A 22,460-nucleotide genomic window follows, 5' to 3' on the forward strand; every position below is an offset into this window, starting at 1 on the left:
CGACCGGGCCGGTCAGTCGCCGGTGACGAAGAGCCTGGCCAGCCGCTCGCCCTCGGTGACCGCCGCCGCGTGGTCCTCGATGGGGCTGACTCGCGAGTCGCGGAAGACGATGTAGGTCACGTCCGAGGGCACCCCGCCGACCTGCGGGTCGGGGTCGATGCCGAGACCGGCCGCGGTGGCGTAGGAGGCCTCGCCGATGAGGTCGCTGGGGCCGGTGTCGCCGACGACCGCGTACTGCACCCGGTCGCCGTGGACGACGGCGACCACGGAGCCGCCCCGCACGCCGTACGCGCGGTAGTCCCAGCGGGAGCTGGGCGCCGGGACGACGACGTAGGGCAGGGTCTCGGCGCTCAGCTGGCGGCCGTCGGACTGCTGGAAGGCGGTGATGGCGGCGAACATCGGGTCGGTGCTGCTGTTGCAGTGGGTGGTGGGGCGGCCGTCGCAGTCGATGTCCATGTCGGCCTTCCAGAAGACGGCGTCGCGGGTGCCGCACACGGGGACGGTCGCGGGGCCGTCGGCATCGGTGCGGTAGCGGCCCTTGGAGAGCTCGGTGCACGTGCCCGTCCGGGCCAGCAGGTCGGCGGCGGAAACCGCGCCCTCGCCGCCGGCCACGAGCCGCTCGCGGGGCGGCAGGGCGGTGGCCGGCAGGGCGGTGGCCGCGGCGGGCAGTGCCGCCGGGGCGAGCAGTGCCGCACCGGCCGCGGCCAGTGTCAGCGACGGAAAACGCACGGTGAGGGGCCCTCTCGTCGGGGACAGGGGGAACAACCAGCCCACTGTGCGGCCGGTCCGGGCGCCCGGCCACGGAAGCCACCGCGAAAGGGCCGGATGGAGCACGCCCCTGACACCCTGTCAGGGGACAGTGCGGGAGAGAAGGGCCGGGAGGGGGAACAACAGGGGCCGGGGGTCCGGCCGGTATCCGTCCGGACCCCCGGCCACCCGTGCCGGCGCGGGATCGGCGACGACAGCGTGTCCGCGCCACAGGCGTGAACTCCCCTGTGTCCCGGGGTGGTTCAGCCGTAGGGAGGCTCAGCATACGTAACCCCCGGGGACGGTCACCACCGCGGCCCCCTTGCTGCGGCCGCACCCGCCGGGCCATATTGGTCCGGACCTTTACGTGATGCCGAGGCCGTCGGGGAGGCAGGGCCGTGCGACGCGTTCCCGTTCCGCTCGTGCTGCTGTGTGGTTCGCTGCTGCTGGTGGCGTCGTGCGGGTGGAGCCGGGCCGACGACGGCGACGAGGGCCGGGTGCCGGGCGCTCCGGCCGGGATCACCGCGGCGGCGGGCAGCGCCACGAGCGTGCACGTGATGTGGAACGCGGCGCCGGGGACCTCCGGGGTCCGTACCTACGAGGTCTATCGCGACACCACAAAGGTGGCCGAAGTACCGGGTTCGCAGCACATGGTGGACGTCACCAGGCTCAGGCCGTCGACCATGTATGCCTTCACTGTGCGGGCCCGGGACACCGCGGGCCGGCTGGGCCCGCCGAGCCGGGCGGTGCGGGCCCGGACGCCGGCCGCGACGCCGGCGGACCGCTCGGCACCGACCCGGCCGCCGACCACCGACGGGCGGGCCGTGGGCAGCCGCGCGGTCCAGTTGGCCTGGGGCGCTTCCCGGGACGACCGGGGTGTGCTGTCGTACGACGTCTACCAGGGCGGCGTGAAGATCCACAGTGTGGGCGGGAACCAGACCGGCACCGTCGTCACCGGGCTGCGCCCCGGCAGCCGGTACGTCTTCACGGTCCGGGCCCGGGACGCCGCCGACAACCTCTCCCCCGCCGGTCCGCCGGTCCGCCTCACCACGCCGGGCAGCGACGACGGCCGAGACCCCGCGCCCACCGGGTTCACCGCCACCACCCACCGCTCCGGCGGCGCCTACTACATCGACCTGGCCTGGGATCCGCCGCGCACGGACGGGGTGATCACCGAGTACCAGATCCAGGTGGACGGCACCACGGCCACCTCGCTCGTCTGGGGCGGCACTCCGCCGCGCGGCCGGGCCCGGCACAGCTTCTACACCGGCACCGCCGCCGGGGAGGAACACCGGGTACGGCTGCGTGCGCGGCTGCCGGACGGCACCTGGGGCGGCTGGTCGGCGCAGCGGAAGGTGACCACGGGCGGCTGACCGGCGCACCGGCCCGGTGGCCGGCGTGCGCCGGACGGAGGAATCCGTCACCCGGCCGGGTCCCGCCCGCATGCGGTGCGCCCCGGGGCGGCGTTGGCTGCGGTTGAGGCAGCACGGACGTTTCCCGACCCTCGGCGGCGCATGGGACGTACCGCCGACCGTGCCGCCGGAGGCCAGACCATGGACAACTCGCGACTCCTGCTCCGCTCCGGCCTGACCCTGGCGGCCGCCGCCGCGCTCCCGGCCGCGCTCGCCGGGCCGTCCGCGGCGGCCTCGGGCATCTCGGTCAGCACCACCGGCTCCACGGTCTCGGTGGTCACCAGCGCGTGCGCGCAGATCAACGGCAGCTGGGGGACGGCGGCCCTGCTCACCAGCCGGCAGGCGAACTTCGCCCAGGGCCGGCAGGTGGCGCTGTCCGGCACCTCCGTCAGCCAGTCCGCGGCCTGGTCGTCGGTGAGCCCGGGGACGTACACCGTCGTGGTGGTCTGCTCCAGCGGCAGCACCGCCGGCAGTCAGTCGGTGATCGTCTCCGCGCCCACGCGGCCGACGATCTCCGCGACCTCCAGCCCCGCTCCGTCCCGGGGCGTGATGGGCGGCCTCGGCGGCGCCGCCCGTGACTACGGCCCGCTGACGCTGGGTCTCGGCGGCGCCATGGTCGGCGCCGGGCTGGTCGCCACCGGCTGGTTCCTGCGCCGCCGCTCCAGGCCGTACCGCCTCTGACCACCCTTCAGTCGGGGTCCGGCAGTCCGTCGAACTCCGCCAGGGCCTGGCTGAGCCAGCGGGTCCAGAAGGTCTCCAGGTCGATGCCCGCCCGCAGGACCAGGTGGCGCAACCGGTCCTCCGGGGCGTCCCGGTCCGGCGGGAAGTCGCGCTGCTCGATCTCCTGGTACTCGGTCAGCTGCCGCCGGTGCAGCTCCAGATGGCGGCGGAGATCGGCCGCCAGGCCCGCGGTGCCGACCACGGCCGCCGCGCGCAGCCGCAGCAGCAGCGGATCCCGCAGGGTCCTGGGTTCCTGCGCGGCGGCGGTCCAGCGGGCCAGCTCGGCGCGGCCCGCGGGCAGGACCTCGTAGCTCTTCTTCTGCCCGCGGGCCGGCTGTGCGGCCGGCAGCGTGCGGATGAACCCCTCGGCCTCCAGTTTCCCCAGCTCGCGATAGATCTGCTGATGCGTCGCGGACCAGAAGTAGCCGATCGACTTGTCGAACCGGCGGGTCAGCTCCAGGCCCGACGAAGGCTTTTCCAGCAGGGCGGTGAGGATCGCGTGCGGGAGTGACATGGGCTCATCCTAGGGACGCGCGTGCGGCCCCTACAGCGCCGCCGCCAGCTCGGTGCCCTGCTTGACGGCCCGCTTGGCGTCCAGTTCGGCCGCGACGTCCGCGCCGCCGATCAGGTGGGCGCTGACCCCGGCGGCCAGCAGCGCCTCGTACAGGTCGCGGCGCGGCTCCTGGCCGGTGCAGAGCACCACGGTGTCGACCTCCAGGACGGTGCTCTCGTCGCCGACGGTGATGTGCAGGCCGGCGTCGTCGATCCGGTCGTAGCGCACGCCCGGCACCATGGTCACGCCCCGGTGCTTCAGCTCGGTGCGGTGGATCCAGCCGGTGGTCTTGCCGAGGCCGGCGCCGACCTTGGTGGTCTTGCGCTGGAGCAGGTGGACCTGGCGGGGCGGAGCGGGGCGCTGTGGGGCGGCGAGGCCGCCGGGCGCCTGGTAGTCCATGTCGACACCCCACTGCCGGAAGTAGGTCTCCGGGTCCTCGCTCGCCTTGTCGCCGCCGTCGGTGAGGAACTCGGCGACGTCGAAGCCGATGCCGCCGGCGCCGAGGACGGCGACGCGGTCGCCGACGGGGGCGCCGTCGCGCAGGACGTCGAGGTAGCCGAGGACGCGGGGGTGGTCGACGCCGGGGATGTCGGGGGTGCGGGGGGTGACGCCGGTGGCGACGACGACCTCGTCGTAGCCGGCCACGGTCTCGGTGGTGACCCAGGTGTCCAGGCGTACCTCGACGCCGTGGGCGTCGAGCTGGTGGCGGAAGTAGCGCAGCGTCTCGTCGAACTCCTGCTTGCCCGGGACCTTGCGGGCGACGTTGAGCTGGCCGCCGATCTCGCTCGCCGCGTCGAACAGGGTGACGGCGTGGCCGCGCTCGGCGGCGGAGACCGCGCAGGCGAGGCCGGCCGGACCGGCACCGACGACGGCGACCCGCTTCTTCAGCCGGGTCGGCGCGAGCACCAGCTCGGTCTCGTGGCAGGCGCGCGGGTTGACCAGGCAGGAGGTGATCCGGCCGCTGAAGGTGTGGTCGAGGCAGGCCTGGTTGCAGCCGATGCAGGTGTTGATGGCCTCGGGGGTGCCGGCGGCGGCCTTGGCGACGAAGTCGGGGTCGGCGAGCATCGGGCGGGCCATGGAGACCATGTCCGCACAGCCGCCGGCCAGCAGCTCCTCGGCGAGTTCGGGGGTGTTGATGCGGTTGGTGGTCACCAGGGGCACCGAGACCTCGCCCATGAGCTTCCTGGTGACCCAGGTGTAGGCGCCGCGCGGTACCGAGGTGGCGATGGTGGGGATGCGGGCCTCGTGCCAGCCGATGCCGGTGTTGATGATCGTGGCGCCGGCGGCCTCGACGGCCTTGCCGAGCGCGATCACCTCGTCCAGCGAGGAGCCGCCCGGTACCAGGTCCAGCATGGACAGCCGGTAGATGACGATGAAGTCCTCGCCGACGGCCTCGCGCACCCGCTTGACGATCTCGACGGGGAACCGCATCCGGTTCTCGTACGAGCCGCCCCAGCGGTCCGTGCGCCGGTTGGTCTGCGCGGCGGTGAACTCGTTGATCAGGTAGCCCTCGGAACCCATGATCTCGACGCCGTCGTAGCCGGCCTGCCGGGCCAGGCGGGCGGCGCGGGCGTAGTCCCCGATGGTGCGCTCGACGTCGGCGTCGCTCAGCTCGCGGGGCATGAAGGGGCTGATCGGCGCCTGGAGCGGGCTGGGCGCGACGAGGTCGCGGTGGTAGGCGTACCGGCCGAAGTGGAGGATCTGCATCGCGATCCGGCCGCCCTCGCGGTGCACGGCGTCCGTGACGGTCCGGTGCTGCTCGGCCTCCGCCTCGGTGGTGAGCCTGGCCCCGCCCTCGTAGGGCCGGCCCTCGTCGTTGGGGGCGATGCCGCCGGTGACGATGAGTCCCACCCCGCCGCGCGCGCGGGCCGCGTAGAACGCCGCCATCCGCTCGAAGCCGCGCTCGGCCTCCTCCAGGCCGACGTGCATCGAGCCCATCAGGACGCGGTTGGGCAGCGTGGTGAAGCCCAGGTCGAGCGGGGTCATCAGGTGCGGGTAACGGCTCATCGGGGCCTCCGTGCGCGGTGTCGTCGCCTCTGTTGTAGAGGAAGCCCGACTCTTTATGCAACTAGTTGCACAACCGGGCGGCGGTGACACCGGACACGGTGGCCCGGACAAGAGGAAAGCCCCGGCCGACATCGGGTCGGCCGGGGCGTTGCCTCAGCACATCAGCACAAACCGGTGGAAATCATCGGCTTTCCAGGCGAAGGTGCAGGTCACGCTCCTGATCACCGGAGGCCGCACAGGTCTCCTCCACGGTGAACATCGAGTCCAGGGTGGTGCGGAACCGGTCGACGGCCCAGTAACCGCCCTGGACGTCCGCCTGGACGGGTGCGTCCAGGCGCACCGGCGGGCAGCCCGATCCGCGGGCCTGGGCGACGTCGTAGGTCCCGAGCCACACCATGGGCCGGGTCTCGTGGAGCTGCTGGGGCTCCTCGTCCGCGCCCCGGTCGGAGGCGAAGCACGTCCGCAGGGCGTCGAAGACGAGGCGGGCGTCCTCCTTCGATCCGCTGATCTCCACCGTGACGGTCTCCGGATGCGACCGCTCCGTGTCTGTCATTGATCGCTCCTTTCGTGGCCGCGCTGTGGTGGAACGGGGTACCCCGTCGAACAGCGTTCATCCTTAAGGAAAGCACCACGGACCGCCGGGCACACCTCAGCCGCGTGCGAACTTGTACGTCTTGCTGTCCGTGAGCACGCAGAATCCGGGCGAGACCACGATCACGCGCAGGACGGCGCTGCGCCGGTCGTAGTCGATGCCCTCCGCCTCGAAGGCGCCCGAGCAGGAGCTGCGCAGCGGCAGCTGGCGCAGCGCGGTGACATGGCCGGAGACGTCGGCGGTGCCGTTCGGCGCGGCCGACAGGTCGATCTGGAGCAGCGGCTTGGTGAACCCGAACAGGCTGCCCTCCGGGTCGTCGGAGGAGCACAGCAGGGTGGTGGGGCCGGAGAAGTCGCAGCCCTGGACGTCGCGGACGGCGTGGTCCAGGCGGACGGCCGAGGCCTGCGGGAGGTTCGCCGAGGGTGAGGTGGACGGGTTGACGCCCGGGGTCGGGAAGACCAGCAGGCGGGTCATCGTGCCCCACTCGCCGGACAGCATCCACTGGCCGTCGGGCGAGATGGCGTCCCACGAGTTGTTCAGCGCCTCGCCCGCGCCGAGCGTGTGGACGTACTCCGTCCAGGCACCGCCGGGCGCCTGCACGCGGAACATCTTGGAGTTGCCGGAGTCCCGCTGGTAGGGCTCGATGTAGTAGCCGTTGTACGAGGCGTCGGGGTCGCCGACGTGGTTCCAGCCGCGGCTGGAGACGCCGAGGGGGATGGTGCCGATGCCGGTGTAGTGGTTGGGGCTGTTCGCGGGGACCTCGACCGAGGTCAGGCCCTGGCTCTCGGTCAGCGGGTCGGCGCGGTCGGAGCCGGTCTCGGTCCAGAGGTCGGCCGCGCCGGCCGGCACGGGCGCGGCGAGGGACACGACGGCGGCGGTGGCGAGGGTGACGAGTCCGGCGAGGACTGCGTGACAGCGTTGCCGTGCGGACGCGGGCATGGCCGGCTCCTCGGAGGCGGGGGGCACTCGGACGGCGGACAGTCTGGCGTGGCGCGGTAGTCATGTACAGACCAACCGCGCAACATGGGCGTGAACTCTCACGGCCCGCGGGACCGCGCTGTACGGTCTGGGCAGGAGGCCCCGCGGGCGCGGCGGCTTCGGCGGACGTCCGCCGCCGTGGTGAGGGATGGTGGAGGTGGACGGCGACGGGGTCGGAGAGTCGGGTGTGAGCGCGGTAGAACAAGGGGAGTCGGCACGGGGGACGACGTGCCGTGCGGACGGGCGAAGGCGGTGCGTGGCATGAGTGCAGCCGAGGCTCCGGCGCCGGAGAACGGCGAGCCGGCGCGCGGACCGGTGCCGCCGGGCGGACTGCTCGACGTCCTGGGCGTGGCCTCGGTGGTGCTGGACACCGACGGCCGGATCGTCCTGTGGAGCCCGCAGGCGGAGGAGCTGTTCGGCTACACCGCGCAGGAGGCCCTCGGCCAGTACGCCGCCCGGCTGATGGTGCACGAACGCCACATCCAGCTGGTCGGCAAGCTCTTCGCCGACGTGATGCGCACCGGGGAGAGCTGGGCGGGCGGCTTCCCGATCCGGCGCAAGGACGGCAGCACCCGGTTGGTGGAATTCCGCAACATGCGGTTGCTGGACGACCAGGGGGACGTGTACGCGCTCGGGCTCGCCGCCGACCAGTCGACCGTACGGCGGCTGGAGCAGGAGGTGGCGCTGTCCGAGCGGATGGTGAAGCAGTCACCGATCGGGTACGCCGTCCTCGACACCGGCCTGCGGTTCGTCTCGGTCAACCCGGCCATGGAGAAGATCAACGGGGTGCCGGCGGCCGAGCACGTGGGCCGCACGCTGCGCGAGGTGCTGCCGATGCTGGACTCCACCTCCGTGGAGGCGGGTGCCCGGCGGGTGCTGGAGACCGGCCTGCCCGTGATCGACGACACGCTGGTCGGCCGTACGCCCGCCGACCCGGACGCCGACCACACCTGGGCGCACTCGCTCTACCGGCTTGAGGACGCGATGGGCCATGTGCTGGGCGTGGCGGTCTCGGTGGTCGACATCACCGAGCAGCACCGGGCCTCGGTCGAGGCGGAGGCCGCCCGGCGCCGGCTCGCGGTCGTCGCGGACGCCTCCGCCCGGATCGGTACGACGCTAGAACTCGAACGCACCGCCTGCGAGCTGGCCGACGTCGCCGTACCGGAACTGGCCGACGTGGCCGCCGTGGACCTGCTGGACGCGGTGGTCGAGGGCCGGCAGAGCACGCTGGGCCCCTCGGAGGCGGCGGTGATCCGGGCCCTCGCGGTGCGTCCGGCGGGCGGCTCGGAGGCCGTGCGCGCCGCCGACCCGCCCGGCCAGATCGCCCGGTACGCGCCCGACCGCCTGGTCACCGAGTGCGTGCGCACCGGCGAGGCGGTGCTGGTACGGCAGGTCAAGGACGAGGACCTGCCGCGCATCGCCCGCTCCCCCGAGGCGGCCGTCCTGCTCGGCCGCGCCGGCCTGCACTCGTACCTCGCGGTGCCGCTGATCGCGCGCGGCGAGGTGCTGGGTGCGCTCGACCTCAAGCGCACCCGCAATCCGGCGCCCTTCGACGAGGACGACGTCCTGCTGGCGAGGGAGCTGGCCGCCCGGGCGGCCGTGCAGATCGACAACGCCCGCTGGTACCAGAACGCCCGCAACACCGCCCTCACCCTCCAGCGCAGCCTGCTGCCCAGCCATCCTCCGGTGACCACCGCCCTGGAGGTGGCCTCCCGTTACCAGCCGGCGGGTGCCACCAGCGAGGTCGGCGGGGACTGGTTCGACGTCATCCCGCTGGAGGGGGGCAAGACCGCGCTCGTCGTGGGTGACGTGATGGGCAGCGGCATCAGCGCGGCGGCCACGATGGGCCGGCTGCGCACCGCGACGACCACCCTGGCCGCCCTCGACCTCGACCCGGCCCGGCTGCTGGAGCACCTGGACAAGACCACGTCGGCGCTGGACCACTCCATCGCGACCTGCGTGTACGCCGTCCACGACCCGCACCTGCGCCAGTGCCGGATCGCCAACGCCGGCCATCTGCCGCCGGCCCGGGTCCGGCCCGGCCGCCCGCCCGAGCTGCTGGATCTGCCCACCGGGGTGCCGCTGGGGGTGGGCGGGGTGGAGTTCTCCACCGTCACGGTCGACTTCGCGCCCGGCGACGAGCTGGTGTTCTACACCGACGGACTGGTGGAGACCCGACGCCACTCGCTGGACGAGCGGCTGGCCTTCATGCTCTCGCTCCTCGACGACCCGGCCCGCCCCCTGGAGGAGACCTGCGACCTCCTCCTGCGCACCCTGCACCACCCGGACAACCACGACGACGTGGCCCTGCTGATCGCCCGGGCCCAGCAACTGCCGTAGCGCCCGGCGGGGGTGCGTCACCGCGGCAGCACACCGATCACCACATGCGCGTACAGGTCCTCGTCCACCGCCAGACGGGGCGTCAGACCGGCGTCCGCGAAGGCCTGTGCGGCGGCGGGGGCCTGGCGCTCGCTGGTCTCCGTCAGCAGGCAGCCGCCGGGCGCGAGCCACCCGGGGGCACCGGCGGCCACCCGGCGCAACACGTCCAGGCCGTCGGCGCCGCCGTCCAGCGCGACCAGCGGCTCGTGGTCGCGGGCCTCCGCCGGCAGCAGGGCCACTTCGGCGGTGGGTACGTAGGGCACGTTGGCGGTCAGGATGTCCACCCTGCCGCGCAGGCCGGCGGGCAGGGCGTCGTACAGGTCGCCCTGGTGCACCCGGCCGCCGAAGGGGGCGAGATTGCGGCGGGCACAGCGGACGGCGGCCGGGTCGACGTCGGCGGCGTGCACCTCGGCCGTGTGCAGGGCGGCGGCCAGGGCCGCGCCGAGCGCGCCGGAGCCGCAGCACAGGTCCACGACCACGGTGGCGTCCGGCAGGGCGGCCAGCGCCTGGTCCACGAGGAACTCGGTACGGCGGCGGGGCACGAAGACGCCCGGATCGACGGTGACGCGCAGCCCGTGGAACCCGGCCCAGCCGAGGACGTGTTCGAGCGGCAGCCCGGCGGCACGCCGGTCCACCATGCGGGCCGCCTCCTCGGGCGTACGGGCGGTGGCGAGGATCAACTCGGCCTCGTCCTCGGCGAAGACGCACCCGGCGGCGCGCAACGCGGAGACGGCGGTGGACGGGGGGAACGGTGCGGGAGTGGGCATGGGAGCGGGGCCTTTCGGAGCGCGAACGTTCGGGGCGCTCCCGCGGTCACCGCTGCCGGTGCACCGCGCCGTCACGAGGAGCGAGCACCCCAGCCGACACAGCGGTAATGGGACTCACCTCCTCGCCATCAGGGCCGCGATCACCGCGGCAGGACGGCCACTTTAGCGCACGGCTCGCGCAGGCTCCCGGGCCACGGCGGGCGACGGCCGCCGTGGCGTGCGGAGTTCGGCGGGGAAGAGGCCCCGCGAGGCGCGGCGGCCCACCGCGGGCGGGTGCGCCCGGCGATCGCCGGGCGGCGGCCCGGGAGGGCACCGGCCGTGGGGCGCCCGGCGGGGCCGGCCCGCCGGGCGCCTTCGGCAGCGCCCGGTCGGCGGGTGCCGCACGGCAGGCCCCGGCGGGTCAGACGCCCACCGTCTCCTCGGCCTCTTCCTCGGCCTCCGCCTCGGCGGCCCGCGCGGTCTCCGCTCCGGTGTCCCGCCCGGTGCCGGGGTCCGGGGCCGGCTGCCGGGGGCGGCGGGTGTGCTCGTACACCGCGGCGATCGCGGTCACCGCCAGACCGGCCAGGAGCCAGACGGCGAGGGTCCCGACCGAGCGGCCGAGGCCGTCGTCGCCGAAGTAGAGCAGGCTGCGGACGCCCTCGACGAAGCCGGCGCCGTTCCAGAAGGCGTGCAGGGTGCCGAAGAAGCCGTTCTGCAGCTCGGGCCGGAACAGGCCGCCGGAGCTGGTGAAGTTCAGCATGACGAACAGCACCATCATGGCGAGCGTGGTCCACCGCTTCAGGAAGGTGTGCAGGCCGACGCCGATGAGGAGGATGCCCGCCGAGTACAGCCAGGCCATGCCGAAGACGCCCGCGAGGTCGTGGTGAGCGAGGTGGAACACCGGCCCGGCGAGCAGCGTGCCGATGCCGCCGACCACCGCGGAGACGCCGAGCGCGAGCAGGGCGCGGACCCGCATGGCGAGGGCGGCACCCGCGGCGCCGAGGGCGGCGACGGAGGCGTAGGAGCCGATGCTGACCGCGATCAGCAGGAAGAACAGGCCCTGGCCGGTGGGGTCGTCGGCGACGGGCTCGGCGACATCGGTGATCTTCAGCGGGACGCCTTCCCGGGCGGCCACCGGTGTGAAGACCTTCTCCACGGCGGTGGCGCCCATGTCGGACGCGGCGCTCGCCACCAGCAGCTCGGGCCTCTTGGCGCTCGGCACGTAGGCGCCGGTCACCTCGCGTGCCTTCAGCAGCCGGACGGCGTCCCCACGGGTGACCACCGTGCGGACGTCGAGCTTGTCGCCCGCGGTGTCCTTGACCGTCTGCGCGAAGACCTTGGCCTGCGGCGCGGTGCCGACGACGGCGACCGGCAGGTGGTTCGGCTCCGGGGTGACGAACGCCCCCATGTAGGCGAGCCCCATGCCGATGCACATCAGCAGCGGGGTGATCAGGTGCGTGAGCACATGACGCAGTGCCGGTGACCTCATCGCGCGGGACCTCCAAAGGTTGGCTTATACAACTTTCAGTTCAAGTTGTACTATACAACTACACCGCCGGAGGAGGTATTCCCGTGAACGCAGCGGAGTCGGCCGTCGAGACGATCCAGCGCGAGATGACCATCTTCGCCCGCCGGGCCCGTGCCTCGGCGGGCCGCATGCACCCCGAGCTGTCCCTGGTGTCGTACACCCTGCTCGGTCACCTGGAGGAGCTCGGCGGCTGCCGGGCGACGGACCTGGCGGCGCACTACGCCCTGGACAAGTCCACGGTGAGCCGCCAGGTGGCGGCCCTGGAGCGGGCCGGGCTGATCGAGCGCCGGCTGGACCCGGAGGACCACCGGGTCCAGGTCCTGCATCTCACGGAGGCCGGCCAGGAGATCCTGGCCCAGGTCACCCGCAGCCGCCGGGCCGCCTTCCGGGAGCGCCTCGCGGGCTGGCCGGAGGAGGACCTGGTCCGGTTCGCGGCCTACCTGGAGCGGTACAACGCGCAGCCGGGCGGCACCGACCCGGCCTGAGGAAGCCGCCGGATCACGGCACCGGCACCGCCGCACGGCCGTCCGCCAGCCGCTGCGGCACCCGGGCCGCGAGAAACGCCGTGCGGCGGCGCAGCCGGAAGCCGAGCGACTCGTACAGCCGGATCGCGGTGGCGTTCTCGGCACTGGTGTGCAGGAACGGCGTCTCGCCGCGCTCCCGGATGCCGTGCGCGACCGCGAGGACCAGCCGGGTGGCCAGGCCCTCGCCGCGGAAGGCGGGATCGGTGCAGACCGCGCTGATCTCGGTCCAGCCCGGCGGGTGCAGCCGCTCCCCCGCCATGGCGATCAGCGCGCCCTCACGGCGTATGCCGAGGTAGGTGCCGAGTTCCACGGTGCGCGGCAGGAACGGCCCCGGCTGGGTGCGGGCCACCAGGTCGAGCATCTCGGGGACGTCCGCCGGTCCCAGGCGGACCGCCTCCGCGTCCGGTGCGGCGGCGAGGCCGTCGTCCACGAACTGCACCCCGTCGACCCGGAAGGTGATCTCCCAGCCCTCCGGGATCTCCCCGCCGAAACCGGGCAGCGCCACCTCGGCGCCGGGTCCGGCCAGCGCGGCCACGTCCGCCCAGTCCCGGGCGTCGGGTTCCTCGGGCAGCGCCAGCCAGGGCGAGACGTCGACCTGGTAGCGCAGCACCCGGCCGCGCCGCTCGGCGAAGCGGGCGTGCGGGCCGGTCAGCGAGGCGAGGGCCGGGTTGTCGAGGACGTGCGGGACGCCGGCGGCGGCCCGGCCGGGGCCGCCCGGGCTGCTCACGACACTCATGCGGCCACCTCGATCACGGTCCTGGACACGTACGCATGGGGCATCCTCGTTCCCTCACTTTCCTCGCGCGGTCACCGGCGCGTCCCCGCGCGCCGTCGTCGGCGCGCGGGAACCGGCACCGATCGGCAAGGAGTGGCGCCGGGCCGGTATTCCCGGCCCCGGGCAGAGTTCACACGGCCGCAATGACGGGGGCGCGGACCAGGGGCGGAGCACCCGGAACGACAGCGTACGGTTGAACCATGAACGTCACGCGAGGCTTCTCGGGCCGCCCGCGCGTCCACAACCCGGGTCTGCCGCCCGGTCAGTACGACGCGCGCGGCGACTGGCCCGTCCTGTCCGCCGAGGTCACCCCGGACCTCGCGCCCGCCGACTGGTCCTTCCGCATCGACGGCCTGGTCGAGCGTTCGCACACCTGGGACTGGGACGCCGCGCACGCGCTGCCCGCGTCGGCGTACGAGGGTGACATCCACTGTGTGACCGGCTGGTCGAAGTTCGGCGTGCGGTTCGGCGGCGTCTCGCTGGACGCCTTCTTCGATGTGGTCCGGCCCCATGGGTCCGCCACCCATGCCGTCGCCCGCTCCCACACCGGCTACACCGCGAACCTGCCGCTCGCCGACCTCACCGGCGGGCGCGCCTGGATCGTCTGGGAGTACGACGGCGAGCCGCTGCCGCCGGAGCACGGCGGCCCGGCGCGGCTGGTGGTGCCGCACCTCTACTTCTGGAAGAGCGCCAAGTGGATCGCGGGCATCACCCTCCTCGACCACGACGAGCCGGGCTTCTGGGAGCGCAACGGCTACCACGCGCGCGGCAACCCCTGGGAGGAGCAGCGGTACTCCGGTGACTGAGACGACGACTCCCCCGACGGGGTTCGCGGTGCCGGAGCGGATCGCCGTGGGCCGGCAGACGGCGGCGGTGTGGCAGACGGCCACCCTGACGGAGATCCGGCGCGAGACGCCGCGCGCGGCCACGTTCCGGCTGGCGGTGCCCGAGTGGGCGGGACACCTGCCGGGCCAGCACCTCATGCTGCGGCTGACGGCGCCGGACGGCTATGTGGCGCAGCGCCACTATTCGATCGCGTCGGCGCCGGACGACTCCGGCCACATCGAGCTGACCCTGGACCAGGTGCCGGACGGCGAGGTGTCCGGGTGGTTCCACACCGTGGCCCGGCCCGGCGACACGGTCGAGGTGCGCGGCCCGCTCAGCGGCTTCTTCGCCTGGCCCGGCGACCGGCCCGCGTTGCTGCTCGGGGCCGGCTCCGGTGTCGTACCGCTGATGTCGATGGTCCGGCACCACCGGGCGCGCGGCCTCGCCGTCCCGCTGCGGATGCTGGTGTCGGCGCGCAGCCCCGAGGAACTGATCTACGCGGCGGAACTGGGTGCGGAGACGACACCCGTGTTCACCCGCAGCGCTCCGCCCGGGGTGCCGGTGGGACGTATGACCGCCGCACATGTGGCGCCGCTCCTGGCCGAGCAGCCCGCTCCTGGATGGGAGGCCTATGTGTGCGGAACCAACGGGTTCGCCGAACATGCCTCCCGGCTGCTGGTCGCCGCCGGCCAGCCGGTCGAGCGGATCCGGATCGAGCGGTTCGGCTGAGGACCGGGTGGCTCGCCCGGGCGCCCGGGTCGCGCGGCGGCACACGGCGACACACGGCGCGCGATCGTGGGGCGCACGGCGGATGCCGTGCCCCACATGGGCTGGAACTGTCGGTTCACGGCGTGCGCGAGGTGCGCCGAACGGGGTACGAGACGGGTGTGGACGCTCGTGTACGCGAGCGGTGGGGGCGGTAGGACCGGCGACCCGGCTCCTCCGGCTCTCCGGCTCCGGCGGTGCCGAGGAGGTGGACATGCGTGCCCGGGTGCGTGGCTGGCGCTGGCGGCACAATCCGCTGCGACGCCGGTCGGACGTCGTGGAAGCGTGGACGGTGCTCGTGGTCGCCGTCCTGCTGTTCGTGGTCGCGCCCCTGGCGGGGGTGGCCGCCGGCCTGCACGCGCACGAGCGGGCGAGTGCCCGCGCCACGGCACAGCGGGCCGAGCGCCGTCCGGTGCGGGCCGTGGTGATCGGCGAGACGCCCGAGCGGCTTTCCGACGTGCAGAGCGACCGCCGGCACCCGTACCGCACCCAGGTCCGCTGGACCGAGCCGGGCAAGGGCGTACGGACGGCGTGGGCCCGGGTGCCGGCGGGGACGCGCGCGGGTGAGCCGGTCACGGTGTGGTTCGACGCCCGGGGCCGCAGTGTCGCCCCGCCACCGGACGACCTGGCGGTCCGGCAGCACGCGGTGACCGTCGGGCTGTCCGCGGCCGGCGGCACGGCGGCCGTGGTGCTCCTCGCCCACGCGCTGGAGCGCCGGATCGCGCTGCGCCACCGGCTGGCCGAGTGGGAGCGGGAGTGGGCCCGGATGGGACCGCGCTGGACCCAGCCGCGCACGTGACGGGGTGACACCCGGCCACGAGGAGCGCGGGGCTTCGCCCACCCACCAGGGAGCAAGCGCTTACTCATCGTTTGACCAGCACCGTAATCCCGGGGACGAAGGGGACGCGACCCCCTCAAGCCCTGGCGAGCCGTCCGACCGCCCACGTACGGTGAGGCGACGCAGTCTCCCCTTCACGAAGGCGGTTGTCGATGGCCCTGTTCGATCTCCCTCTCGGCGAACTCCGCGCGTACCGCAGCCGGTCCACCGCGCCCGAGGACTTCGACACCTTCTGGGACAAGACGCTCCAGCAGGCCCGCGAGCACGAACTGGACGCGCGCTTCGAACCGGTGGAGACCGGCCTGGCCACGGTCGACGTGTACGACGTGACGTTCGCCGGGTTCGACGGCCACCCCGTCAAGGGCTGGCTGCGGCTGCCGGCCGGCGCCACCGAACCGTTGCCGCTGGTGGTGGAGTTCATCGGCTACGGCGGGGGGCGCGGCCTGCCGCACGAGAACCTGCTGTGGGCCTCGACGGGCCGGGCGCACTTCGCCATGGACACCCGCGGCCAGGGCAGCGCCTGGGGCGGCGGGGGCGGCACGCCGGATCCGGTGGGCGCGGCGCCCGCGTACCCCGGGTTCATGACGCGGGGCATCGACGCGCCCGAGAACTACTACTACCGGCGGGTGTTCACGGACGCCGTGCGCGCGGTGGAGGCGGCCCGCTCCCACCCGCTGACCGACGCGGCACGGACCGCGGTGACCGGCGGCAGCCAGGGCGGCGGTATCGCCCTGGCCGTCGGCGGCCTGGTCCCCGACCTGGTGGCGGTCGCCCCGGACGTGCCGTTCCTGTGCGACTTCCCGCGCGCGGCCGTGCTGACGGACCGTCATCCGTACCGGGAGATCGGCCTGTTCCTCAAGACGCACCGCGGGCGCTCGGCGGACGTGCTGCGCACACTGTCCTACTTCGACGGGGTGCACTTCGCGGCCCGGGGCCGGGCGCCGGCGCTGTTCTCGGCGGCCCTGGAGGACCAGACCTGCCCGCCGTCGACCGTGTTCGCCGCGTTCAACGCGTGGGCGCACGAGGACAAGGCGATCGAGGTGTACGACTTCAACGACCACGAGGGCGGCGGCCCCTTCCAGGAGGCGGCGCAGGTGCGCTGGCTGGGGTCGTACGCCTGAGACGTCCCCGTCGGCCGCGCGGACTTCCCTCCGGTCCGACCAGTCGGTACGTTCGGAGCGCCCGGGCCGCAGGGTCGCGACCCGGGCTCGCCGACGACGACGGAGGCCACATGACCGCGCAGGAGACACGGCAGACACCCCGGACACCGCGGCCGTCCGCGGGGATCCACGGTCACTGCGATCCGCGGTTCGCCGCGGTACGGGAGGCGTTCGAGGAGAACTTCCGCGAGCGGGAGGAACTCGGCGCCGCGGTGGCGGTCACCGTCGCCGGACGGACGGTGGTGGACCTCTGGGGCGGCTGGGCCGACGCGGCCCGCACCCGGCCCTGGGAGCGGGACACGGTGGTGAACGTGTGGTCGACCACCAAGGGGCCCGTGGCCCTGTGCGCGCACATCCTCGCCGACCGGGGTCTGCTCGACCTCGACGCGCCGGTGGCCGCGTACTGGCCGGAGTTCGCCGCCGCGGGCAAGGACGAGGTGCTCGTACGGCACCTGCTGTCGCACCGCGCCGGCCTGGCCGGGCTGCGCAAGCGGCACACCCTGGAGGACCTGTACGACTGGGAGCTGACCACCGAGCGGCTCGCGGCCACGGAGCCCTGGTGGGAGCCCGGCACCCGGTCCGGGTACCACGCGCTGACGTACGGCCATCTGGTCGGGGAGGTCGTTCGACGCATCTCGGGGCTACGGCCGGGGGCCTTCCTGGAGCGGGAGGTGACCGGACCGCTCGGGATCGGCTTCACGGTCGGCCTGCCGGCGCGGGAGTCGGGCCGGGCGGCCGAGCTGGTGCATCCGGCGGCCGCGGCGGCCGGGGACCGCACGGCGGCGTTCAGCCCGGTGGTGCTGGCCGCGCTGGCCAACCCCGTCGTCGGGGCGGCGGAGGCGAACAGCGCCGGCTGGCGGGCGGCGGAGATCCCGGCGGCCAACGGACACGGCACCGCCCGCGCGGTCGCGGCGCTGTACGGGGTCTTCGCCGGGCGGGGCACGTTCGACGGCCGGCGGTTCCTGTCCCCACAGGCCGCGGAGCGGGTGCGCGAAGGCCAGGGCAGCTGCCGCGACCTGGTGATCGGCGGGGGCTTCGACGGGGAGACCGAGGCCGGGCTCGGTCTGTGGCTGAGCGGGCCCCACGGGGCGTACGGCCCCAATCCGCGGGCTTTCGGCCATGACGGATTCGGCGGTTCCTGCGGGCTGGCCGACCCGGAGGCAGAAGTCTCGCTCGGCTACGTCATGAACCGCATGGGCCCGCACATCGCCGATGATCCACGGAAAACCGCGCTGGTCGACGCCCTCTACCGAGCCCTGTGAGCGGGTTCCGCGGCGACGGGTGAGCCGCGTGCGCGCAGGTGGATTTCGGTCGAAACGGCGGACCGCCCTTCCCTCGTGGTTTAGACCAATGCTAATTGTGGTCGCGCAACGAGCCCGCACGACTACGTTTTGTCACGACAGGAGGCGCGGCATGGTCCGCTCCACCCCGCACGATCCCCCGTCCGGCGACGACCGGCCCCTGTACGGGCGGATCGCGGCGCTGCTGCTCGACGAACTGCGCGCCGGCACCATTCCGCCCGGCGAACGGCTGCCGGGCGAACGGCACCTGGCCGCGCACTTCGGGGTCAGCCGCGAGACCGTCCGGCAGGCGCTGGAGGTGCTGCGCCGCAGCGGTCAGGTCGCCACCGACCGGCGGGGCAGCCACGCCACGCTGCCCGGCCGGCCGGTCGAGACGCCGGAGTCGCTCACCTTCCCGGTGGGCGCCCGGTCGGCGGACCCCAGTGCGGTCGACCGGGCCACGGTGACCTGGGAGGCGCCGCCGCCGGAGCACGCGCGGGCGCTTGACCTGGCCCCGCACCGGCCGACCCTGGTCCACCGGTACCGGTCGGTGACACCGGACGGCCGGTCGCTGCGGACGGCGGTGACGTCGTTCTCGGCGGTGGTGCTGGCCGAGGTGGCGGAACTGGCCCGCTACCGGGACCGGGCCGACGGGGCCACTCCCGCGCAGCTGCGGCGGGCCTACGACTGGATGCGCAAGGCCGGGCTGACCCTGCACCACCGGGACGCCATCACCCAGGTCGGTGACGCCTCCTCGGTGCGCGTGACCCGGCGCGTGCACGACCAGTACGCGCGCCCGCTGGAGATCACCGATCTGGTGGTGAACGCCGAACAGGACGCGCTGGTCTACGAGTTCACCCTGCCTGCGGCGGGCTGAGCCGCGCGGGCCGGTTCCCGGGCCGGCGGGCCACCACCAGCCGGGCGCGCGGGCTGCCGTCGGCACGCCGGCCGTACCCGGGCAGGACGCCCAGCTCGGCCTCCAGTCCCGCGCGGTCCAGTTCCCGCAGGACGGTGCCGAGCCGGAAGGCCCGGTAGTACATGACGAACGGCGGCCGCCACAGCGCGTTGCGCACCCGCATCACCGTGTCGAAGCCGAGCAGCAGCCAGAAGCCGGGGTGCGCCGGGCGGGGCGGCGCGAACACCGGGAAGGCGAACCGGCCGCCGGGCCGCAGCACCGAGCCGACCTGGGCGAACAGGCCCGGCAGCTCCCGCGGCAGGAAGTGGCCGAACGCCCCGAAGGACACGACGAGATCGAAGGCGGCCGTGAACGGCAGGGCCCGGGCGTCGCCGCGCACCCAGCCGATGCCGGGCCCGTCCGCGGGCCGCGCCCGGCGTCGGGCGATGTCGAGCATGCCGGCGCTGAAGTCGACCCCGGTGACACTGCGCCGGCACAGTCCGGTCAGCACGCGCGTCCCGGCGCCCGTGCCGCAGCACAGGTCGAGTCCGTCCGTGAACGGGCCGAGGGGTGCCAGCGCCGTCGCCACCGCGTCCAGCACCCCGTCGGGGGTCCGGAAGGGGGTGTGGTCGAACTTCGGGGCGAGCAGGTCGTAGCCGTGCTCGACGGACGACAGTGCCTGCACGGCGAGTTCGCGGAGCGTGGGGCCTTGGGGACCGAACATGACGTCAGCCTATGCCGGTCGGCTCCGCTGGTCCCGCGGGTTCCTCAGCCGAAGGTGTCGTGGCAGAGCCGGACGATCCGGGCATCGGCCACGCCGTCCGCCTGGCGGCACAGGTCGCGCATGCGGGCGTCGGCGGGCAGCCGGGGGGCCGGGCGGGGGCGCGGGGCATGCCGTCGTACCGGGGTCCGGCGCCCGGGGCGGGGGTGCCGCACCGGCGGCGCGGCGGGGGCCGCGGCCCGGGGGCGCGGCGCGGCCACCGGGCCGCGCACGGGTCCGGTCCGCCCTGGCGCGGTCGCCGCGCGGTGCTCGCCGGGACGCGCGCGTCCGGTGCGCACGAGCGCGGACGTCCCGGACGGCGCCCGGAGCGGTTCCTGGAGTACCGAGGGGCGCACCGCCGCCCCTGGTGCGAGGGAGGGCCGCGAGCGGGCGGTGTCGGGCGCGGAGCTGACGGTGGTGCAGCCGGCGAGGCCCAGCAGCGCCGCCGCGAACAGCGGGAGAAGTCGACGAGGCACCCGCCCACTGTGCCGCACCGCCCGGGGCCGCGGGCCGCACCGCGGGGCAGCACCACTCCGACGGGCGACCGGCGGGTACGAGGGGTTACGGCAGCGGGTCCGGCGCGGTGGCGGGCCGGTCAGTCCCGGAGCTGCCGCAGTGTGGCCTTGGTGTCGGTCTTCAGCCAGTCGGTGACGTCGGTGAGCGCGGGCGGGTTCTTGTCCGCGTCGTAGGAGGTCAGGTAGGCGCTGTAGGTCATGAGGTACGTCACCCAGCCGTCACGGACGGCGAGCGTGGCGTAGCGGGAGCCGCTGGTGGTGTCCTGGCTGATGAGGTAGGCCTCGTCCCCGATGCCCTCGACCGTGTCGACGTCGTAACCGGTGTGGCTCTTCCCGTAGTTCTTCCAGGTGGCGGTGAACTCGGGCCCCGGGTCGGTCTTCTTGTGCAGGTCCAGCTGGATGGTCAGGTAGGCGTCCGCGTACGAGGAGCCCGACTTCTTCAGGCTCAGGCTGCAGTAGCTCTCCTCCAGCGCCTTGTCCTCCAGGGAGGTGCGGGTCGGCGAGGAGTCGTCCTGGGTGTACTCGTCCTTGAAGGAACCGTAGTCGGCGCTGGAGCACATGTTGGAGGGCGCCGCATATCCGCGCAGGTCCGCGCTGTCGCCCTTCCCGCCCAGGAGGAGGACGCCGGCCCCCCAGACGGCGGAGGCCGCGACCGCGCCGACGGCGGCCCACAGCACCGCCCGGCCGGCCCCTCCCCCGCCGGCCGGCGGGACGGGCGGCACGGGCCCGTACTGGGGCATCGCGTAGGGGTTCACCTGCTGCGGCTGTCCCGGCGCGGGCTGGCCGACCAGCGTCGGCTGCGCGTAGAAGGCGCCCGCAGGGGGCGACTGCGGGTTCGGGTAGGGATAGGCCGTCGGCTGGGGCGGGACGGCCTGCTGCTGGGGCTGCTGCGCGGGCTGGTCGGCCGGCTGCGGAGACTGCGGTGGCGTGGACATGCCGCGAAGATATTACACAGTTGGCGGTCAAGTCCCCGGACGTCCGGGATCGTTATGGTGTGTGGACATCTGTTACGGATCCATGGCGGTACGGCCGGCACCGGGATCCGGGCGGTCCGGGCGGCCCGGGCGGTCCGGGCGGTCCGGGCCGAGCCGTACCGGCAGGGTCCGGACACTGTTGCCGACGAATCCGGCGTGTGGCGGCAAGTCCGCGTCGGGCACCGCGAGTCGGAGCGCCGGGAAGCGGGTGAACAGCCGTTCCAGGGCGACCGTGGCCTCCAGCCGGGCCAGGGGTGCGCCCAGGCAGTAGTGGGCGCCGTGACCGAGCGACAGGTGGCGTACGGCGCCGGGCCGGGCGGTGCGGGTCGGGTCGAAGCGGCCGGCGTCCGGGCCGTGCGCCGCCGGGTCACGGCCGGCGGCGGAGTAGCCCGCGAGCACGGGGGTGCCGGCGGCAATGAGCGTGCCGGCCACGATCAGGTCCCGCACGGGGTAGCGGAACGGGAAGTAGCTGACGGGCGCGTCCCAGCGCAGCGTCTCCTCCACCACGTCCGCCCAGCTCGCCTCGCCCGCGCGCACCAGGGCGAGCTGCTCGGGGTGGGCGCACAGGGCGCGCACGGCGTTGGTGATCAGGTTGAGGGTGGTCTCGTGCCCGGCGATGATCATCAGCAGCAGGGTGCCGATCAGTTCCTGCTGGCTCAGCCGGTCGCCGCCCTCGTCCCGGGCCGCGATGAGCGCGCTGGTGAGGTCGTCGCCGGACTCGGAGGCCTTCGCCGTGGCGATCTCGCCCAGGACGGCGAGGAGTTCGCGGTTGGCGGCGACGGCCTCGGCGGGCGGGGTGCCGGTGGCCACGACCCGGCTGCCGAGGTGGTGCAGCCGGTCCCGGAACCGTTCGTCCACGCCGAGGAGTTGACAGATCACACCCATCGGCAGCGGGAGGGCGTAGTGCCGCCGCAGGTCGGCGACCCCGTCACCGGTGGCGGCGGCGCGCTCCAGACCGTCGAGCAGGGTGTCGGTCAACTCCTCGATCCAGGGCTGGAGTTGCGCGACCCGCCGGGGTGTGAAGGCGCGGGCGGCCAGGGAGCGCAGCCGCCGGTGGTCGGCGCCGTCGGCGGTGGTCATGCCGGGGACGGTGGCGAAGGTGCGCAACGGCCAGCCCTCGGCGATCCGCCCCTCCCGCAGCGCGGTGAAGTGGCGTGCGTCCTTGGCGACTTCGGGGTGTTGCAGGAACTCCTTGAGCGCCTCGTGCCCGAGGACGGCCATCCCCTCGATCCCGCCGGGCAGCTCGACCGGGGCCACGGCACCCCGGGCCAGCAGCCGGGCGTTGTCGGCGTGCGGGCAGCCACCGGCGGGATCGAGGCGGTGCGGGGTGCGGACGGACTGCGGGGTTCGGGCGGACGGCGGGGTGCGGGCGGGCGGGGCGTCCGCGGGTGCCACCGGTTCCATGGGTTCCACGGGTCCTACAGGTCCTACAGGTCCTACGGATCCTCCATGTCCTGCGGGTTCCACCGGCTCCACGGGTTCCTCCT

22 protein-coding genes are annotated in these 22,460 nt (G+C 74.2%); 10 read left to right on the forward strand and 12 right to left on the reverse strand.

Annotation, left to right across the window (positions count from 1 at the left end; translation table 11 throughout):
• Positions 1-12: 12 nt before the first annotated feature.
• Positions 13-729, reverse strand: a complete 717-nt coding sequence (locus IG05_RS0105545) for a glycoside hydrolase family 75 protein (protein WP_030339698.1) — start codon at positions 727-729, stop codon at positions 13-15.
• A 416-nt stretch (positions 730-1,145) separates the two neighbouring features.
• Here IG05_RS0105545 and IG05_RS0105550 point away from each other — a divergent pair, with 416 nt between their 5' ends.
• Positions 1,146-2,120 (forward strand): fibronectin type III domain-containing protein, encoded by a 975-nt coding sequence (locus IG05_RS0105550; protein WP_030339699.1) that lies wholly within the window; start codon positions 1,146-1,148, stop codon positions 2,118-2,120.
• A 180-nt stretch (positions 2,121-2,300) separates the two neighbouring features.
• Entirely contained in the window at positions 2,301-2,840 is a 540-nt protein-coding gene (locus IG05_RS0105555; RefSeq protein WP_030339701.1) for a hypothetical protein, read from the forward strand.
• 7 nt (positions 2,841-2,847) lie between these two features.
• On the opposite strand, the gene IG05_RS0105560 is transcribed toward IG05_RS0105555, so the two are convergent.
• The 4 genes from IG05_RS0105560 to IG05_RS0105575 form a co-directional block, all read right to left on the reverse strand.
• Positions 2,848-3,393, reverse strand: a complete 546-nt coding sequence (locus IG05_RS0105560; protein WP_030339702.1) for a PadR family transcriptional regulator — start codon at positions 3,391-3,393, stop codon at positions 2,848-2,850.
• Positions 3,394-3,423: 30 nt separating this feature from the next.
• The gene (locus IG05_RS0105565) at positions 3,424-5,439 is read right to left on the reverse strand and encodes an NADPH-dependent 2,4-dienoyl-CoA reductase (protein WP_030339704.1); all 2,016 of its coding nucleotides are present in this window, start codon (positions 5,437-5,439) and stop codon (positions 3,424-3,426) included.
• Between the two features lie 181 nt (positions 5,440-5,620).
• Positions 5,621-5,992, reverse strand: coding sequence for a hypothetical protein (locus IG05_RS0105570; RefSeq protein ID WP_030339706.1), 372 nt, complete (start codon positions 5,990-5,992; stop codon positions 5,621-5,623).
• A 96-nt stretch (positions 5,993-6,088) separates the two neighbouring features.
• A complete protein-coding gene (locus IG05_RS0105575) occupies positions 6,089-6,970 on the reverse strand; it encodes a hypothetical protein (protein ID WP_030339708.1) in 882 nt (293 codons plus the stop codon).
• Between the two features lie 300 nt (positions 6,971-7,270).
• Between IG05_RS0105575 and IG05_RS0105580 the strand changes: the two genes are divergently transcribed.
• Positions 7,271-9,349 carry a SpoIIE family protein phosphatase gene (locus tag IG05_RS0105580; protein WP_030339709.1) on the forward strand — a complete coding sequence of 693 codons (2,079 nt, stop codon included), beginning with the start codon at positions 7,271-7,273 and terminating at the stop codon, positions 9,347-9,349.
• A gap of 17 nt (positions 9,350-9,366) precedes the next feature.
• Here the strand turns inward: IG05_RS0105580 and IG05_RS0105585 are convergent, their stop codons facing one another.
• Positions 9,367-10,155: a putative protein N(5)-glutamine methyltransferase gene (locus tag IG05_RS0105585; protein ID WP_030339711.1), complete on the reverse strand. Its 789-nt coding sequence runs from the start codon at positions 10,153-10,155 to the stop codon at positions 9,367-9,369.
• Between the two features lie 400 nt (positions 10,156-10,555).
• On the reverse strand, positions 10,556-11,623 hold the full coding sequence (locus IG05_RS0105590; RefSeq protein ID WP_030339713.1) for a membrane protein: 1,068 nt from the start codon (positions 11,621-11,623) through the stop codon (positions 10,556-10,558).
• Positions 11,624-11,748: 125 nt separating this feature from the next.
• Here IG05_RS0105590 and IG05_RS0105595 point away from each other — a divergent pair, with 125 nt between their 5' ends.
• Positions 11,749-12,147: a MarR family winged helix-turn-helix transcriptional regulator gene (locus IG05_RS0105595; protein WP_420707563.1), complete on the forward strand. Its 399-nt coding sequence runs from the start codon at positions 11,749-11,751 to the stop codon at positions 12,145-12,147.
• 13 nt (positions 12,148-12,160) lie between these two features.
• Here IG05_RS0105595 and IG05_RS0105600 read toward each other — a convergent pair whose 3' ends face one another.
• Positions 12,161-12,922: a GNAT family N-acetyltransferase gene (locus IG05_RS0105600; protein ID WP_030339716.1), complete on the reverse strand. Its 762-nt coding sequence runs from the start codon at positions 12,920-12,922 to the stop codon at positions 12,161-12,163.
• A gap of 239 nt (positions 12,923-13,161) precedes the next feature.
• On the opposite strand from IG05_RS0105600, the gene IG05_RS0105605 reads away from it, so the two are divergent.
• The 6 genes from IG05_RS0105605 (at position 13,162) to IG05_RS0105630 (ending at position 18,706) form a co-directional block, all read left to right on the forward strand.
• The gene (locus tag IG05_RS0105605) at positions 13,162-13,767 is read left to right on the forward strand and encodes a sulfite oxidase-like oxidoreductase (RefSeq protein ID WP_030339718.1); all 606 of its coding nucleotides are present in this window, start codon (positions 13,162-13,164) and stop codon (positions 13,765-13,767) included.
• A complete protein-coding gene (locus IG05_RS0105610) occupies positions 13,760-14,515 on the forward strand; it encodes a ferredoxin reductase (protein WP_030339720.1) in 756 nt (251 codons plus the stop codon). The genes IG05_RS0105605 and IG05_RS0105610 overlap by 8 nt, the downstream gene beginning before the upstream one ends.
• A 250-nt stretch (positions 14,516-14,765) precedes the next feature.
• Positions 14,766-15,350, forward strand: coding sequence for a DUF3592 domain-containing protein (locus IG05_RS0105615; protein ID WP_030339721.1), 585 nt, complete (start codon positions 14,766-14,768; stop codon positions 15,348-15,350).
• A gap of 191 nt (positions 15,351-15,541) precedes the next feature.
• A complete protein-coding gene (locus IG05_RS0105620; RefSeq protein WP_030339723.1) occupies positions 15,542-16,510 on the forward strand; it encodes an acetylxylan esterase in 969 nt (322 codons plus the stop codon).
• A 110-nt stretch (positions 16,511-16,620) separates the two neighbouring features.
• Positions 16,621-17,811 carry a serine hydrolase domain-containing protein gene (locus IG05_RS0105625; RefSeq protein WP_051789523.1) on the forward strand — a complete coding sequence of 397 codons (1,191 nt, stop codon included), beginning with the start codon at positions 16,621-16,623 and terminating at the stop codon, positions 17,809-17,811.
• Between the two features lie 151 nt (positions 17,812-17,962).
• A complete protein-coding gene (locus IG05_RS0105630) occupies positions 17,963-18,706 on the forward strand; it encodes a GntR family transcriptional regulator (RefSeq protein WP_030339727.1) in 744 nt (247 codons plus the stop codon).
• Here IG05_RS0105630 and IG05_RS0105635 read toward each other — a convergent pair.
• From IG05_RS0105635 to IG05_RS0105650, 4 genes are all read right to left on the reverse strand, one after another.
• Entirely contained in the window at positions 18,684-19,448 is a 765-nt protein-coding gene (locus IG05_RS0105635) for a class I SAM-dependent methyltransferase (protein ID WP_051789524.1), read from the reverse strand. The two genes, IG05_RS0105630 and IG05_RS0105635, sit on opposite strands and share 23 nt — an antisense overlap.
• A gap of 44 nt (positions 19,449-19,492) precedes the next feature.
• On the reverse strand, positions 19,493-19,960 hold the full coding sequence (locus IG05_RS0105640) for a hypothetical protein (protein ID WP_234335771.1): 468 nt from the start codon (positions 19,958-19,960) through the stop codon (positions 19,493-19,495).
• A 119-nt stretch (positions 19,961-20,079) separates the two neighbouring features.
• Positions 20,080-20,934, reverse strand: coding sequence for a hypothetical protein (locus IG05_RS0105645; protein WP_234335772.1), 855 nt, complete (start codon positions 20,932-20,934; stop codon positions 20,080-20,082).
• Between the two features lie 72 nt (positions 20,935-21,006).
• Positions 21,007-22,377, reverse strand: coding sequence for a cytochrome P450 family protein (locus IG05_RS0105650; protein ID WP_078893915.1), 1,371 nt, complete (start codon positions 22,375-22,377; stop codon positions 21,007-21,009).
• Positions 22,378-22,460 lie beyond the last annotated feature (83 nt).

This window comes from Streptomyces sp. NRRL S-1022, from assembly GCF_000720135.1.
GTDB lineage: Bacteria > Actinomycetota > Actinomycetes > Streptomycetales > Streptomycetaceae > Streptomyces.

Coding starts and splice junctions, on each gene's coding strand:
- IG05_RS0105580 (WP_030339709.1), top strand. CDS start 7,271: ATGAGTGCAGCCGAGGCTCCGGCGCCGGAGAACGGCGAGCCGGCGCGC.
- IG05_RS0105585 (WP_030339711.1), bottom strand. CDS start 10,155: ATGCCCACTCCCGCACCGTTCCCCCCGTCCACCGCCGTCTCCGCGTTG.
- IG05_RS0105650 (WP_078893915.1), bottom strand. CDS start 22,377: ATGGAACCGGTGGCACCCGCGGACGCCCCGCCCGCCCGCACCCCGCCG.
- IG05_RS0105570 (WP_030339706.1), bottom strand. CDS start 5,992: ATGACAGACACGGAGCGGTCGCATCCGGAGACCGTCACGGTGGAGATC.
- IG05_RS0105635 (WP_051789524.1), bottom strand. CDS start 19,448: ATGTTCGGTCCCCAAGGCCCCACGCTCCGCGAACTCGCCGTGCAGGCA.
- IG05_RS0105560 (WP_030339702.1), bottom strand. CDS start 3,393: ATGTCACTCCCGCACGCGATCCTCACCGCCCTGCTGGAAAAGCCTTCG.
- IG05_RS0105615 (WP_030339721.1), top strand. CDS start 14,766: ATGCGTGCCCGGGTGCGTGGCTGGCGCTGGCGGCACAATCCGCTGCGA.
- IG05_RS0105605 (WP_030339718.1), top strand. CDS start 13,162: ATGAACGTCACGCGAGGCTTCTCGGGCCGCCCGCGCGTCCACAACCCG.
- IG05_RS0105595 (WP_420707563.1), top strand. CDS start 11,749: ATGACCATCTTCGCCCGCCGGGCCCGTGCCTCGGCGGGCCGCATGCAC.
- IG05_RS0105575 (WP_030339708.1), bottom strand. CDS start 6,970: ATGCCCGCGTCCGCACGGCAACGCTGTCACGCAGTCCTCGCCGGACTC.
- IG05_RS0105630 (WP_030339727.1), top strand. CDS start 17,963: ATGGTCCGCTCCACCCCGCACGATCCCCCGTCCGGCGACGACCGGCCC.
- IG05_RS0105555 (WP_030339701.1), top strand. CDS start 2,301: ATGGACAACTCGCGACTCCTGCTCCGCTCCGGCCTGACCCTGGCGGCC.
- IG05_RS0105620 (WP_030339723.1), top strand. CDS start 15,542: ATGGCCCTGTTCGATCTCCCTCTCGGCGAACTCCGCGCGTACCGCAGC.
- IG05_RS0105625 (WP_051789523.1), top strand. CDS start 16,621: ATGACCGCGCAGGAGACACGGCAGACACCCCGGACACCGCGGCCGTCC.
- IG05_RS0105645 (WP_234335772.1), bottom strand. CDS start 20,934: ATGTCCACGCCACCGCAGTCTCCGCAGCCGGCCGACCAGCCCGCGCAG.
- IG05_RS0105590 (WP_030339713.1), bottom strand. CDS start 11,623: ATGAGGTCACCGGCACTGCGTCATGTGCTCACGCACCTGATCACCCCG.
- IG05_RS0105600 (WP_030339716.1), bottom strand. CDS start 12,922: ATGAGTGTCGTGAGCAGCCCGGGCGGCCCCGGCCGGGCCGCCGCCGGC.
- IG05_RS0105565 (WP_030339704.1), bottom strand. CDS start 5,439: ATGAGCCGTTACCCGCACCTGATGACCCCGCTCGACCTGGGCTTCACC.